Source organism: Vibrio ulleungensis, from assembly GCF_016900875.1.
GTDB lineage: Bacteria > Pseudomonadota > Gammaproteobacteria > Enterobacterales > Vibrionaceae > Vibrio > Vibrio ulleungensis.
In genome coordinates, this window is record NZ_JAFEUM010000012.1 from 13,525 (window position 1) to 27,934 (window position 14,410).

Sequence of the window (14,410 nt, forward strand, 5' to 3'; positions counted from 1 at the left end):
CCAATGAGCAGTACGTATTAATAGGATCAGAGGTTGTAGCATGTCATTTTCGCAGTTTGGAGAGAAGTTTAATCGCCACTCCGGTATTACCCAACTTATGGACGACCTTAATGACGGGTTACGTACACCTGGCGCACTGATGCTAGGTGGGGGAAACCCTGCTCAAATCCCAGCGATGAATGACTATTTTGAAAATGCGATTAAACAACTGATCGAGCAAGGTGACTTCGTTGACGCTCTGACCAATTACGATGGTCCACAAGGCTCTGACCGATTTGTTAAAAACCTCGCAAAATTGCTTCAACAAGAGTTCAATTGGCCAATCACCGAAAAAAACATCACTTTGACCAATGGCAGCCAGAGTGCGTTCTTCTATCTATTTAACCTTTTTGCAGGTAAGCAGCCTGACGGCTCACACAAAAAAATTCTGCTACCACTGGCACCAGAATACTGCGGTTATGCAGATTCGGGGTTAGACGAAGATATATTTATCTCTTATCACCCTGACATCGAATACTTAGACAATCGCCAGTTCAAATACCATGTCGATTTCAGTCAACTGGTGGTGGATGACAGCGTTGGCGCTATTTGTGTGTCTCGTCCCACCAACCCAACGGGTAACGTGTTAACAGACGACGAGGTCGCTCACTTAGACGAACTAGCACGCGCGCACGATGTCCCACTGATCATCGATAACGCGTATGGGACGCCTTTCCCTAATATTTTGTTTGAGACCATCACCCCCTTTTGGAATGACAACACCATCTTATGCATGAGCTTGTCGAAACTGGGTTTACCGGGTGTTCGATGTGGGATTGTCATCGGTGATGAGGACGTCATTTCTGCACTCACCAACCTCAATGGCATCATCAGCTTAGCGCCAGCAAGTGTCGGCCCAAAAATCGCCTCGCACATGATTGAACAAGGGGATCTACTGCCACTAAGTCGCGACGTGATCACGCCGTTTTATCAGCAAAAATCACAGCAAGCGATACAGATGCTGCAACAGGCCATTCCAGACGAGCGCTTTCGAATACATAAGTCGGAAGGCGCCATCTTTTTGTGGTTGTGGTTCGACGAGCTGCCTATCAGTACCAAAGAGCTCTACCAACGATTAAAGGCTCGCGGTGTATTGGTGGTGCCTGGAGAATACTTTTTCTTTGGTACCGCCGACTGGCCACATGCACATCAATGTTTGCGTATGAACTACGTTCAGCCTCAAGAGGTGATGGAAAAAGGCATCGCCATTATTGCCGAAGAAGTATCCATCGCATACTCCAAGACGCTATAAAGAGGGCTCAGCCTCGTCAACACGCTCAACGTAATGGTCTCGTTTGTCTCTATACATGTTGGCGTCAGCTCGCGCGTACAAGGCGTCTAGCGGCGCCTCTAAACTGCTGGCAACACCAATAGAATATGACACCTTATACAGGCGACTATCCGGCAGCTTTAATTGCGAGGCACCTTTAGATTGTTCAATCTGCATAGTTAGCTCAGACAACTGGTCAGCAGAGTGGTCGCGAATCAACAAAACAAACTCATCCCCGCCGACTCGGTAGATCACGGCTTTTTTGCTGCACACTGGAATTAACGCACTCACCATGGTTTGAATCAACCGATCGCCAGTGTCGTGACCATAGGTATCGTTAATGGTCTTTAATCCGTTAATGTCGATCATCATCAATGACAAGTTACGACTGGAACGCTGCTGGGTACGACGTTTGTAATATTCCAGATCCTCTTCAAACGCTTTTCGATTAAGCGTAGAGCTCAGAGGATCCCAACGAGCCAGTACTTCTAGCTCTAACCAGGTCGATAATTGCTTAGCAAAAATCACCAATAGCATCTGTTGCTGTTCGCTAAGTGTGTTTCGATCAAGTTGAATGTATCCCAATACTTGCCCATCTACTGAATAGACGGGCTCACAGCTCTCAACTGACGGTTTTTCAAATGAAAAGAGTATTTGTTGATGGCTAAACAACTGAGATAAAAAGAGGTTACATACTGTTGGAATACTTCTATAGGCAATACCAGCACGATTAGAGAAGAAATCGATAACCCTAACCAATTGTTGTTGGTAATGTTCTTCTCTATTTAATAGCTCTCGGAGCTCAATGGTTTTCTCGTCGACACTGCGCTCGAGTGTCTGATTAAAGTTCTCGAGTTGTAAGTTGGACTGTTGCACCTCACTGTGCGCTTTTTGTAGCTCAATATTCTGTATCTCTAATTCTCTCATTTGCTTATGAATACGCGACCACAATTTGTCGATAACATCGAGGAGCTGTTTAAACTCGCTAAACTGAAAACGCTTTTTGGACTTGTACCGCTGGTTGCCTTGCTGATATTTGCGAACGGTATGTTCGATATCTCTCACCGGATACAGCACACCTTGGCTGATGACCAACCCCAGCACTAAGGTAATAACTAAAATTACCACCATCGACTGATACAGCTTTTGTTGTGAACGACGTAACTCGGTTTCTCTGGCTCGATCTGAGAGCTGTTGTTCGACTTGAAAATAGAGCGGCGCAAACAGGTTATCAGAAGTAAGCTCAAGCACCTTTGCACCATCAACCGACTCCGAGTACGTAGGCAAGTAACGTATCGCTATGCTTTCTTCAGCAAAAAGGTAGGGAGTGGACAAAGCGATCAAGGCGTCATAAGAAACCAAAACCACTAAGTAGCCTTTAGGTTCGTACTCTGAGCCAGGTAACAAAGTATATGAAAGCAATGGAGTGATCAGAGCAATACCTTGTTGCCCGCCGTCAATAACCAATTCTTCGTTGGTAAATTCTGTATGGTATGTTTTTCCCTGTTGATAAATGGCGGAATGCTGCTTTAAAGATGTCAGCAATTGACTCTTCTCAAAATGAAACAAGCTGCCATTACTCTCGTACATTGGTTGCCATTGGCTATCGAGTAGAAACGTTGAGGTAATAGGGTCAGCTAACTGCTTAAAGCTACTTAGCTTCTGAGTAATGACCGCGCCATACAAGATATTATTGGTACTGGTAATTAACTGACGGTCACGAGAATACCAGCTGGTAAGATTCGCAATATTGGACAACTCATGTTTGACCGTCGTTTCGATCCCTAAACTTGATGCCTCAAGCTTAAGTTGCTTTTGATCCATCTGATACTCAGCGTGTCTATCGATGAGTAAGGTACCGACAATATACGTTGGAACCAGCGATCCCAGCAGAACAAAAAACGTGATGATTTTACGCAAACTCATGGCCCTGATTCCTCAGGTATACCATTAATTTTCGCAAGATTTGCGCGCACAAATTCGAGGATAAAAGTGGCACTTTCTTCCGCTGGCATCCCCAACTGGTAGCGCTTAATCCCTTGACTCACCGCTTCCCAGAATATGGCCATGGTGACACTGCTAGGCATAATAAGTGCAGGCTCAAGCTGCGTATACAATTGGGTATAAAAGGTAGAATAGGAGTAAAAAGACAACTCATTGAGTTTGGTGTTTGCTGAGATCAAGTTCTGCCCAATGATCACGCTGTCAATAAACTCTGACTGCTGAACCATGTTTGCCAAAGCCTTGAGCGCTTCTCGCTTTGTAGGGTCTTGCATGGCTTGTTTGGTAAAAATGAGCACCTTACCGCCGCTCAAAGAACGCATCGGCTTTCCTTGATAGGAAGGCAATGCGCTGATCACAAGATCATCAACCATTGACTGCTTTAGCTCACCAAGTGCCCAATCACCATCAATTAGATAGTTGACTTCGCCACGAAGAAACTGAGCTCTCGCGCATTCTTGGTCACATCCATCAACCATTAATCCTGAATCGATTAAACGTTGGTAAAATCTCAATGTACTGGCTAGCGGACTGACCTCTACACCTGTCGCGACCTGAATGTCATCACGGCTAAACAGTGATGTGAATGACATAAAGAAGTACATGTTTGGGTACTGCATTGCAATCGGTGACGGCCTTCCTTCAACTTGCTGAAAGAGCTCTTCCCATGTGGGTGTCAGTTGCTTGGTTTGGCCATTATTCACATACAAAACCAAATGATTACCTATGGCTAACGGTACTCCAAAGTAATGACCGTCGACATATATTAGGTTTTTGGCTTTTGGCTCAAAACGTTCCAGCATTAGCCAATCTTCGGGGATTGGTGAGAGATTTAAAAACTGGTGTAAGCCTAGAAGATCTGAAGGTAGGTATAGAACGTCAGGAACTTCTCCGTTACTTTGACTTGCGACAAGCATTTCAGAGCGAATATTGTCGATATAGAACTCTCGTATCGACATAGTGTGATCGGTTTGCTGCTCAAAGCGTGTCTCGATTTCTTCTATCGTGGTGTTGTCTAGACCACTCCACACTTCTATATCGGTTGCGATCACCGAGTGTGCGATAGAAAGTAACAAAGCAGCGAGCCAACGCTTCATGATTACAACACCTTGCATTTTGAGTTAGGTTGTTCAATACGTCACCAGTGAATTAAGCATCATATACAAAACACCATACCAATAATGTGGTATTGGCATCATTTTGTAAGGCTGAACTATGAAAACAGGCTCATTTAGGTCACAAAGTGTATCGTCACATTTCTATTTAAAAACAATATGTTAAAAAATGTTAATAGGCTTGGATGGTTGCATAAAAAAAGGAGCGCATTGCGCTCCTAAGTATCTAGTGATGAAAGTATTACTCGTTTTCTAATAATGGACGAGATTGACCAATCTCAATCTTACGAGGCTTCATCGCTTCTGGAATTTCTCTTTCTAGACTAATGTGCAGCAGGCCATTTTCCATACTTGCACCAATCACTTTAACGTAATCGGCTAACTGAAATTTACGCTCGAAGTCGCGTTCAGCTATTCCTTGGTACACATAGTTTTTGTTTTCTTCTGGCTTGCGAGTTCCCTTTACAATCAACACATTTTCTTTTTGAGTGAGGTCTAATTGATCCTCAGCAAAACCGGCAACAGCCATGGTAATGCGATAATTATGCTCATCTTGTTGTTCAATATTGTATGGAGGGTAACCGCCAGAAGCATTTTTGTTGCCATTCGCTTCCATTAAGTTTAATAGACGGTCAAAGCCAATAGCGTTGCGGTATAGGGGAGTGAAATCTACAGTTCTCATAATACTATCCTTTATTAAGCAATAGTCTTAGTTCTCAATGATCGAGAGCCTAAGTATCCTCAGCATTCGCTATGTATTACGCCGTTTGGCCGCAATGAACGACATGCAGGGATGGATTTAAATTGTGTGCGGCCATAGCACCCTCAATTGAGCGATGATTGGTCCGCGGTTTCAGAGGCCCTTGCTAGGCATCCTCTTCACTCATAGATATAGGGTCCAGTAAGTGGGGTTTCAAGGGAAAAAATAAAAAATTTACGCGCATAAAAAAAGCACTACCCTGTGGCAGTGCTTTTTAGTCAATGTGCCGCTTACTGCGATCTACACGTCCAAGTTTGCGACTTTTAGAGCATTCTCTTCGATGAAGTTACGGCGTGGCTCTACTTGGTCACCCATTAACGTGGTAAACAACTGGTCCGCGCCTACCGCGTCTTCAATCGTCACTTGCATCATACGGCGAGTATCTGGGTCCATAGTGGTCTCCCAAAGTTGGTCTGGGTTCATCTCGCCCAGTCCTTTGTATCGCTGTAGACTCAAGCCACGACGAGATTCTTTTTGTAGCCACTCAAGAGCGCTTACAAAATCTGCGATTACTTGTACACGTTCACCACGCTTGATGAAGGCACCTTCTTCCAGAAGCCCATCCAAAGTTTCAGACAGGTCTGCAAGCTTCAGGTACTCTTTAGTGCCAAACAGTTCAACAGAAAGAACATGCTCGTGTGTCACACCATGGGTTCTAACGATCACTTTAGGCAAGTTGATATTCAGCTCTTCATGCTTTTCAACTTCTAAGCTGTATTGACTTGCACCAACTTCTTTCGCATTCAATTGGCTGATTAGCTGATCACCCCAAGCTTGTACTTTGCTATCACTTTGGCAGTCTTCTGCAGTTAAGCGTGGTACATAAACCAGCTCATGCATAATGGCTTCTGGGAAACGGCGCTTAAGCTTATTTGCCGCTCTCATCGCATTCTTATATTGCGTAACCAACTGTTCAAGACCTTCACCCGAAATCCCTGGAGCATCAGCATTAACGTGCAGTGAAGCATTATCCAACGCCAGACTGGTTTGGTATTGCTCCATCGCGTCTTCATCTTTAATGTACTGCTCTTGCTTGCCTTTTTTCACTTTGTACAGTGGAGGCTGAGCAATGTAGATGTAACCGCGCTCAATAAGCTCTGGCATTTGACGGTAAAAGAACGTCAGCAGCAAGGTACGGATGTGAGAACCATCGACATCGGCATCGGTCATGATAATGATGTTGTGGTAACGCAGTTTGTCTGGATTGTACTCGTCTCGACCAATACCACAGCCTAGTGCAGTAATAAGCGTTGCAACTTCTTGTGATGACAGCATTTTGTCAAAACGTGCTTTTTCAACGTTTAGAATTTTACCTTTCAGAGGCAAAATCGCTTGGTTCTTACGATTACGACCCTGTTTTGCTGACCCGCCAGCAGAGTCACCCTCCACTATGTAGAGTTCAGATAATGCTGGATCTTTTTCCTGACAGTCGGCCAATTTACCTGGGAGACCTGCAAGGTCTAATGCACCTTTGCGTCGAGTCATTTCACGAGCTTTACGCGCGGCTTCACGAGCGCGGGCTGCATCGATAATTTTAGAACAAACGATTTTAGCTTCGCCCGGGTTTTCAACGAGAAACTCAGACAGCTTCTCGCCCATCGCCGACTCTACTGCCGATTTCACTTCTGAAGAAACAAGCTTATCTTTGGTTTGGCTTGAGAATTTAGGATCTGGGACCTTAACCGATACAACGGCAGTCAAGCCCTCGCGAGCATCGTCACCCGATGTCGCCGCCTTGGCCTTCTTAGAAAAGCCTTCTTTATCCATAAAGCTGTTTAGAGTACGAGTCAGCGCTGCTCGAAAACCGGCTAAGTGTGTACCACCGTCTTTCTGAGGAATGTTGTTGGTGAAACAAAAGATGTTTTCTTGGAAACCATCATTCCACTGCATCGCCACTTCTACACTGATGCCGTCTTCACGCTCAGAATCAAAATGAAATATTTTTTGGATAATCGGCGTTTTATTGGTATTCAAATGGTCAACGAATGCCTGAATACCACCTTCAAACATAAAGTGATCAGACTTATCTTCCTCACGCTCATCGACTAATTTTATCGATACACCCGAGTTTAGAAACGACAGTTCACGTAAACGTTTTGCCAAAATATCGTAATGAAATTCGATGTTAGTGAACGTTTCTTCACTTGGCCAAAAACGGATTTCAGTACCGGTTAGTTCGGTCTGACCAATCACCGTTAAAGGAGCTTGAGGCTCACCATGACTGTATGTTTGGCTATGAATTTCACCACCGCGCTGAATGGTCAATGTGACTTGTTTAGACAATGCATTCACTACCGAAACACCCACACCGTGCAGGCCACCCGACACTTTGTACGAGTTATCATCAAACTTACCACCGGCGTGCAACACCGTCATGATAACTTCTGCCGCGGAAACATTTTCTTCCTCGTGCAGTTCGGTAGGGATACCACGGCCGTCATCTTTCACAGAAACCGAGTTATCTTCGTGGATTGTCACAATGATGTCATTACAGTGTCCAGCCAACGCTTCGTCAATGGAGTTATCCACGACCTCGAATACCATGTGGTGAAGACCAGTGCCATCGTCGGTGTCACCAATGTACATGCCAGGACGCTTGCGCACCGCATCCAGACCTTTAAGTACCTTAATACTCGAAGAATCGTAATTTTCTGCCATGAGTTTCTCTCTACTAATTATCCTTGTTCTATTTTGCCATGTTCCACATGAAACATCTTGCTATTTTCAGTGAACATGGAGGCAATCTGTGCCTCTGTAATAGAACTTACAAATACTTGTGCCTTGGTCTTAATAAGACACTCGGCTAAACGTTGACGACGTGTTGCGTCTAACTCAGACGCAAAGTCATCAACCAGATAAATACACTCTTTGTTGGTGGACTCAGAAAGATGCAGCCCTTGAGCCAATCTTAATGCACACACTAACAATTTTAACTGTCCTCTAGATAGGACATCTTCAACGGGTGTCCCAGCTATTTTTACTTTTAGATCGGCCTTATTAGGGCCGCTAAAGGTATACCCCAAGCCTTGATCTCGTTCGAAGTTCTTTTCTAATATTTCATGGTAGGCCGTTTGCCTATCCCAACCTCGATAGTAATTAAAATCAATTTCAAATTCGGGCAAAAACTGAGCGCACAACTCCTTCAAATACGGAAGTAACTGCTCAACATAATCATTGCGCCACTGGCTAATCTTTTCGGCCAAGGGTGCTAATTCTTTATCCCAATAAACCAACTGAGCGTATGACGAGGCGCTTTTTAGCAATGCGTTTCTTTGACGATTTAGGCGTTTCACTCGCCCCCATGCGTCAAAAAACTCAGCCTCACTATAAAACACACCCCAATCGATAAATGACCGACGAAATTTAGGTCCATCCGTCAGCAATTCGTAACCATCTGGGTGGATCATTTGCACGGGCATTACTTGAGCAAGCTGCGCCAACTTTTGTCCAGATTGACCGCTTATTTTAACCTCTGACGAGCCATCACGCTTCTTATTAATGCCAATTGGTAGCTCAAATTGATCAGCGGTCAAAAAACGGCCATGAACAAACAGCTCTTGGTGCTCATTTTGGATGATTCTACCTGTCAGGTTTGAACGAAATGAACGTCCATGACTCAACAAATATATCGCTTCAAGCAGCGATGTTTTGCCGCTGCCGTTTGCTCCGACAACAAAGTTAAAGCCAGGTGACAGCTCCAAGCTGCACCCAGCAATATTCCTAAATTGCGTCAAACTGAGTCGAGTGAGTGGCATTAAAGTATGTAAAACGCCTATAAACGAATTGGCATAACAACGTACATTGCGCTGTCATCATCAACATTTTCGACCAATGCACTGGCGTTGGCGTCACTCATTGAGAAGCGCACCGAATCACAGCGCAATGTGTTAAGCACATCAAGCACATAACTGACGTTAAAACCGATCTCCAGAGCGTCACCTTGGTAGTTAACATCAAGTACTTCTTCGGCTTCTTCTTGCTCTGGATTGTTTGCGGTCACACGCATTTCTTCGCCACCAAAATTGGCTCTCACACCGCGAAACTTTTCATTCGACAAGATGGCAACACGCATAAACAATTGTCGGAGTAATTCACAGTCCGCTACTAACGTTTTGTCGGTATTACTTGGCAATACTCGACGATAGTCTGGGAAGCGGCCATCCACTAATTTTGAGGTAAAGGTAAACGCATTCACCTTAGCACGAATATTGGCACTGCCTATTTGTAGCGTGACCGACTGATCCGGCTGATCCAATAACTTCGCTAACTCAAGCACGCCTTTACGCGGCACAATCACTTGCTGTTGAGTTAAGTTAGCACTTACTTCTGTTTTTGCAACTGCCATACGGTGACCATCGGTGGCGACACTGCGAACAATATTACCGTCAAACTCAAACAGCATTCCGTTCAAAAAATAGCGAACGTCTTGATTCGCCATTGAAAACTGAGTCTTATCAATTAACCCCTTAAGGTCCGCTTGAGTTAGGGTCAACTCAATATCACTTTGCCAGTCTTCGATGTTTGGGAAGTCCATGGCGGGCAATGTAGCCAATGTAAATCGGCTGCGTCCTGAGCGCACTAGGGCGCGTTCTGCGTCTAAACTAAAAGTGATCTCAGCGCTGTCTGGCAATGCTCGACAAATATCAAGAAACTTACGCGCAGGAACCGTCACACTGCCAGGTTCGAAGTCGCCTTCTAAAGTCACATTGGCTATCAATTCCACTTCCAAGTCAGTTGCTGTCATGGATAAAGTGCCTTGATCGACTTTTAACAGCAAATTCCCAAGAATGGGCAAAGTAGGTCGGCCACCTAATGAGCCTGACACTTGCTGAAGTGGCTTAAGTAATGTTTGACGAGGTATAGTAAATCGCATGATAAATGTCTTCCGAGACAATGAGCCGAATAAATTAAACGGTGTGCGTTGGCACACTATGAGAATAAGTGCCTATGATGACAAGGTACGCATCAAATTCGAGTAATCTTCTTTAATGTCGTGACTTTCTTCACGCAGCTGCTCGATTTTTCGGCATGCATGCAACACAGTGGTATGGTCACGGCCACCAAAAGCATCACCAATCTCTGGCAAACTGTGGTTAGTGAGCTCTTTTGCTAATGCCATCGCCAACTGACGAGGACGAGCTACAGAACGAGAGCGACGTTTTGATAACAGATCCGCCACTTTAATTTTGTAGTACTCAGCAACGGTCTTTTGAATATTGTCGATGGTAACAAGCTTCTCTTGCAACGCCAGCAAGTCACGCAGAGCTTCACGAACAAAATCAATGGTAATTGGTCGTCCAGTAAAATTGGCATTGGCAATAACACGGTTAAGCGCCCCTTCCAACTCACGAACATTAGAACGAAGACGTTTTGCAATAAAGAAGGCGACTTCATCAGCAAGATGAATTTGGTGATCTTCGGCCTTTTTCATTAAAATCGCGACGCGAGTTTCGAGCTCTGGCGGCTCGATCGCAACGGTTAAGCCCCATCCAAATCGAGATTTAAGTCGATCCTCTACCCCATTTATCTCTTTCGGGTATCGATCCGAGGTCAAGATGATCTGCTGATTGCCTTCCAGTAGTGCATTAAACGTATGGAAAAATTCTTCTTGAGAACGTTCTTTATTGGCAAAAAATTGAATATCATCAATCAGCAGTGCATCTACACTGCGGTAGTAGCGTTTAAATTCTTCAATCGCATTGTTTTGAAGCGCTTTGACCATATCTTGGACAAATCGCTCAGAATGCATATAAATGACTTTGGCATTAGGGTTGTTGTCGACGATGGCATTGCCCACGGCGTGCAACAAGTGAGTCTTACCTAGGCCTGTTCCGCCGTATAGAAATAGCGGATTGTAAGCCGCACCAGGGTTATCAGCAACTTGACGCGCTGCAGCCAATCCAAGTTGGTTGGATTTACCCTCAACAAAGTTGTTAAACTTGTGCTTCATATTGACGTTAGAACGGTGAGAAATATCCGTTACATCAAGGTCGCTATTGTTCCAAGTCTGATTAGGTGCTTGATTAGCTTGTAATTGAGCAGGAGCTGACGAAGCAGCAACGACTTCTGCCGCTGTACGCTGGGCAACCGGCTTTGCTGCGCTACTTGCAGGCTTATTGCCTACTTCAAAACGCAGTCCAGGGATATCGTTACCACAAAATTCGTTAAGTAGACGGTTGATGCGATTTAAATAGCGTTCGCGAACCCAGTCCAACACAAAACGGTTTGGAGCAAACAAGGTTAATGTATTTCCATCTAACTCCGCTTGTAGCGGCTTAACCCACATGTTGAATTCGGTTGCAGGCAGTTCTTCCTGTAACTGCTGCAAACATTGCATCCATAATGACGACGACACCGGAACCCTACCCGCTAAGATCAACAAAAATATAAGAGAAAGGATTTTACCCCCACTCTATCAAGATCGCCACTAATAGATCGTCAGATCAGTGAATAAGATCTAAGTTATTAACAGTTTCCGCCTGAGTTTTACAACGATCGTCATGGATATACACAAAATTACCCACATTAAACGTTTTCACTCCCCAGTTTATACTCAGGTTATTCCCGCTATTATTAAGTTGTCCCCAAAATGAAAATAATCGAAACAAGGTGTGTATAGGTCACGTTTTAGCTGTGTCTAAAATGCGATCGCGAAAGATCCTTGAGATTTATATCACAAAGCGTATAATCCGCCGACCGGAATTTCCCAAATCCAGTTGTTGACTCAAGACGGGTCAGTGATTACAATTCCGCCTCTTTTGTTGAGAGACGTCGGATACCGTACTTCTTTATAGAAGAACATAAGTTCCCACGTCGGGTTTGGGCAAAACCTGAAAACTACTGATCAGTAAAGGTAATAACCATGAAACGCACTTTTCAACCTTCAGTTCTAAAGCGTAAGCGCAGCCACGGTTTCCGTGCTCGCATGGCGACTAAGAACGGTCGTAAAGTAATCAATGCACGTCGTGCAAAAGGCCGTGCGCGTCTTTCAAAATAATCGCGATTTATTTTGAATTCGTACGACTTTAATCGGGAGTTAAGACTCTTAACTCCCGAGCATTACCAAAGAGTTTTTGAGAAAGCGCACCGCGCTGGTTCCCCGCATCTGACCATAATCGCTCGCAAGAACACCCTTTCACACCCTCGTCTCGGTTTAGCTGTTCCTAAGAAACAAATAAAAACTGCTCCAGGTCGCAATCGCTTCAAGCGTCTTGCAAGAGAGAGTTTTCGCTTAAATCAACACCAATTACCTCAAAAAGACTTTGTAGTTATCGCCAAAAAGAGCGCTGCAAGCCTTTCTAATGACGAGTTATTTAAATTATTTGAAAAACTATGGCAAAGACTGTCTCGCCCCTCGCGTGGTTAGCCATTGGCTTAGTTTATCTATACCGACTGGGGATTAGCCCCCTTATTGGACCTCGTTGTCGATTCCACCCAACCTGCTCTCGATACGCCATAGAAGCATTAAAAGTGCATGGATTTGTAAAAGGTTGTTGGTTATCTGGCAAACGTCTATTAAAATGCCACCCTTTAAACGATGGCGGCTACGATCCCGTACCTCCCAAAAACCATACTGATAGAGATAAATAACGATGGGTACACAACGTAATATCCTGTTTATCGCTCTAGCGTTCGTTTCATTTTTGCTATTTCAACAATGGCAGCAATATAAGAACCCGCCAGTAGCGACAAACCCGGCCACGACCGATACGGCCTTGCCAGCCCCAACGTATTCCAACGATAGTTTGGATCCAGCACCAGAAAATGCGGTATCAAGTAAATTGATTACCGTAAATACCGATGTGTTGACTCTACACATCGATAGTAATGGTGGTGATGTCGTTTACGCAGAATTAAATCAATACGCTAATGAGCTTGATTCAGATGAACGCTTTGTTCTTCTTGAAAATATCCAAGGTCACCAGTTCATTGCTCAAAGTGGCTTAGTCGGTCCTCAAGGTATTGACCTTAGCAACACGTCTCGTCCAGTCTATGCCGTGCAAGCTGACGAATTTAACCTCGCAGACGGTGACGATGAACTTCGCGTTCCAATGACTTACAGCGCCAATGGCATCGACTACACCAAAACATTTGTGTTTAAGCGTGACAACTACGCTGTAGACGTTGAATACACTGTTGCCAACAACTCAGGCAACAACGCCACCTTTGGTATGTATGCTCATTTACGTCAAAGCTTGCAAGACGCTGGTGGCAGCATCACGATGCCGACTTATCGCGGCGGTGCCTACTCGTCTGAAGATAAGCGATACGTAAAATACAGCTTTGACGATATGCAAGATCGCAACCTGTCGATTCAGCTACCTAACGGTCAAGGTTGGGCTGCGATGATCCAGCACTACTTCGCAACAGCTTGGATCCCTCGCGAGCAACCAGGTACGTCTCTATACACTCGTGTTATAGGTAATGTTGGTGACATCGGTGTTCGTATGCCTAACACAACGATTGCAACCGGTGACTCAGCAGTCATTAAATCGACGCTTTGGATTGGCCCTAAATTGCAAGACCAAATGGCTGCAACAGCGTCTCATTTAGACCTCGTTGTTGACTACGGCTGGCTATGGTTCATTGCTAAACCACTTCATTGGCTTCTGTCTATGATTCAAAGTGTGGTAATCAACTGGGGTCTAGCCATAATTGTATTGACCTTCATCGTACGTGGTGCGATGTACCCACTAACCAAAGCACAGTACACCTCAATGGCGAAAATGCGCATGCTTCAGCCTAAGCTGACAGAAATGCGTGAGCGCATTGGCGATGATCGTCAGCGCATGAGCCAAGAAATGATGGAACTGTATAAGAAAGAGAAAGTGAACCCACTAGGTGGTTGTTTACCTCTCATTCTACAGATGCCTATTTTCATCGCACTCTACTGGGCACTTATGGAGTCGGTTGAGCTACGTCACTCTCCATTCTTTGGTTGGATTCACGACTTGTCAGCGCAAGACCCATACTACATCTTGCCACTGCTAATGGGTGCAAGTATGTTCTTGATCCAGAAGATGAGCCCAACAACAGTGACTGACCCAATGCAGCAGAAGATCATGACCTTTATGCCGGTTATGTTTACGTTCTTCTTCCTGTGGTTCCCATCGGGTCTGGTTCTATACTGGTTGGTATCAAACATCGTAACCCTTATTCAGCAATCACTGATCTATCGTTCGCTCGAGAAGAAAGGCTTACACAGCAAAGCCAAATAAGGTTTAG

12 protein-coding genes are annotated in these 14,410 nt (G+C 44.7%); 5 read left to right on the forward strand and 7 right to left on the reverse strand.

The genetic code is table 11. The annotated features are described in order from the left end of the window. Nucleotides 1–40 precede the first annotated feature (40 nt). Complete coding sequence (locus JQC93_RS19175; RefSeq protein WP_205159951.1) at nucleotides 41–1,291, forward strand: valine--pyruvate transaminase; 1,251 nt, start codon at nucleotides 41–43, stop codon at nucleotides 1,289–1,291. On the opposite strand, the gene JQC93_RS19180 is transcribed toward JQC93_RS19175, so the two are convergent. The 7 genes from JQC93_RS19180 to dnaA all read right to left on the reverse strand — a co-directional run bounded on the left by JQC93_RS19180 (nucleotide 1,286) and on the right by dnaA (nucleotide 11,540). After that, the gene (locus tag JQC93_RS19180) at nucleotides 1,286–3,235 is read right to left on the reverse strand and encodes a GGDEF domain-containing protein (RefSeq protein WP_205159952.1); all 1,950 of its coding nucleotides are present in this window, start codon (nucleotides 3,233–3,235) and stop codon (nucleotides 1,286–1,288) included. The genes JQC93_RS19175 and JQC93_RS19180 overlap by 6 nt on opposite strands. Next, nucleotides 3,232–4,407, reverse strand: coding sequence for a sugar ABC transporter substrate-binding protein (locus JQC93_RS19185; protein WP_236009681.1), 1,176 nt, complete (start codon nucleotides 4,405–4,407; stop codon nucleotides 3,232–3,234). The genes JQC93_RS19180 and JQC93_RS19185 overlap by 4 nt, the downstream gene beginning before the upstream one ends. Before the next feature lie 259 nt (nucleotides 4,408–4,666). Beyond that, complete coding sequence (locus JQC93_RS19190) at nucleotides 4,667–5,107, reverse strand: Hsp20 family protein (RefSeq protein WP_205159953.1); 441 nt, start codon at nucleotides 5,105–5,107, stop codon at nucleotides 4,667–4,669. Nucleotides 5,108–5,425: 318 nt separating this feature from the next. Beyond that, nucleotides 5,426–7,843 (reverse strand): DNA topoisomerase (ATP-hydrolyzing) subunit B, encoded by a 2,418-nt coding sequence (gyrB, locus tag JQC93_RS19195; RefSeq protein ID WP_205159954.1) that lies wholly within the window; start codon nucleotides 7,841–7,843, stop codon nucleotides 5,426–5,428. Between the two features lie 17 nt (nucleotides 7,844–7,860). After that, a complete protein-coding gene (gene recF / locus JQC93_RS19200; protein ID WP_205159955.1) occupies nucleotides 7,861–8,940 on the reverse strand; it encodes a DNA replication/repair protein RecF in 1,080 nt (359 codons plus the stop codon). Nucleotides 8,941–8,957: 17 nt separating this feature from the next. Then, on the reverse strand, nucleotides 8,958–10,058 hold the full coding sequence (gene dnaN / locus JQC93_RS19205; RefSeq protein ID WP_205159956.1) for a DNA polymerase III subunit beta: 1,101 nt from the start codon (nucleotides 10,056–10,058) through the stop codon (nucleotides 8,958–8,960). A gap of 72 nt (nucleotides 10,059–10,130) precedes the next feature. Beyond that, complete coding sequence (gene dnaA / locus JQC93_RS19210) at nucleotides 10,131–11,540, reverse strand: chromosomal replication initiator protein DnaA (protein WP_084884465.1); 1,410 nt, start codon at nucleotides 11,538–11,540, stop codon at nucleotides 10,131–10,133. Between the two features lie 507 nt (nucleotides 11,541–12,047). Here dnaA and rpmH point away from each other — a divergent pair. The 4 genes from rpmH to yidC are packed head-to-tail and all read left to right on the forward strand — an operon-like array spanning nucleotide 12,048 to nucleotide 14,403. Continuing rightward, on the forward strand, nucleotides 12,048–12,182 hold the full coding sequence (gene rpmH, locus JQC93_RS19215; RefSeq protein WP_009600312.1) for a 50S ribosomal protein L34: 135 nt from the start codon (nucleotides 12,048–12,050) through the stop codon (nucleotides 12,180–12,182). A gap of 12 nt (nucleotides 12,183–12,194) precedes the next feature. Beyond that, nucleotides 12,195–12,551, forward strand: a complete 357-nt coding sequence (gene rnpA / locus JQC93_RS19220) for a ribonuclease P protein component (RefSeq protein WP_205159957.1) — start codon at nucleotides 12,195–12,197, stop codon at nucleotides 12,549–12,551. Beyond that, nucleotides 12,518–12,775: a membrane protein insertion efficiency factor YidD gene (yidD, locus tag JQC93_RS19225; protein ID WP_084884468.1), complete on the forward strand. Its 258-nt coding sequence runs from the start codon at nucleotides 12,518–12,520 to the stop codon at nucleotides 12,773–12,775. The genes rnpA and yidD overlap by 34 nt, the downstream gene beginning before the upstream one ends. Before the next feature lie 2 nt (nucleotides 12,776–12,777). Then, nucleotides 12,778–14,403, forward strand: a complete 1,626-nt coding sequence (gene yidC, locus JQC93_RS19230; protein WP_205159958.1) for a membrane protein insertase YidC — start codon at nucleotides 12,778–12,780, stop codon at nucleotides 14,401–14,403. The last annotated feature ends 7 nt before the right edge of the window (nucleotides 14,404–14,410 follow it).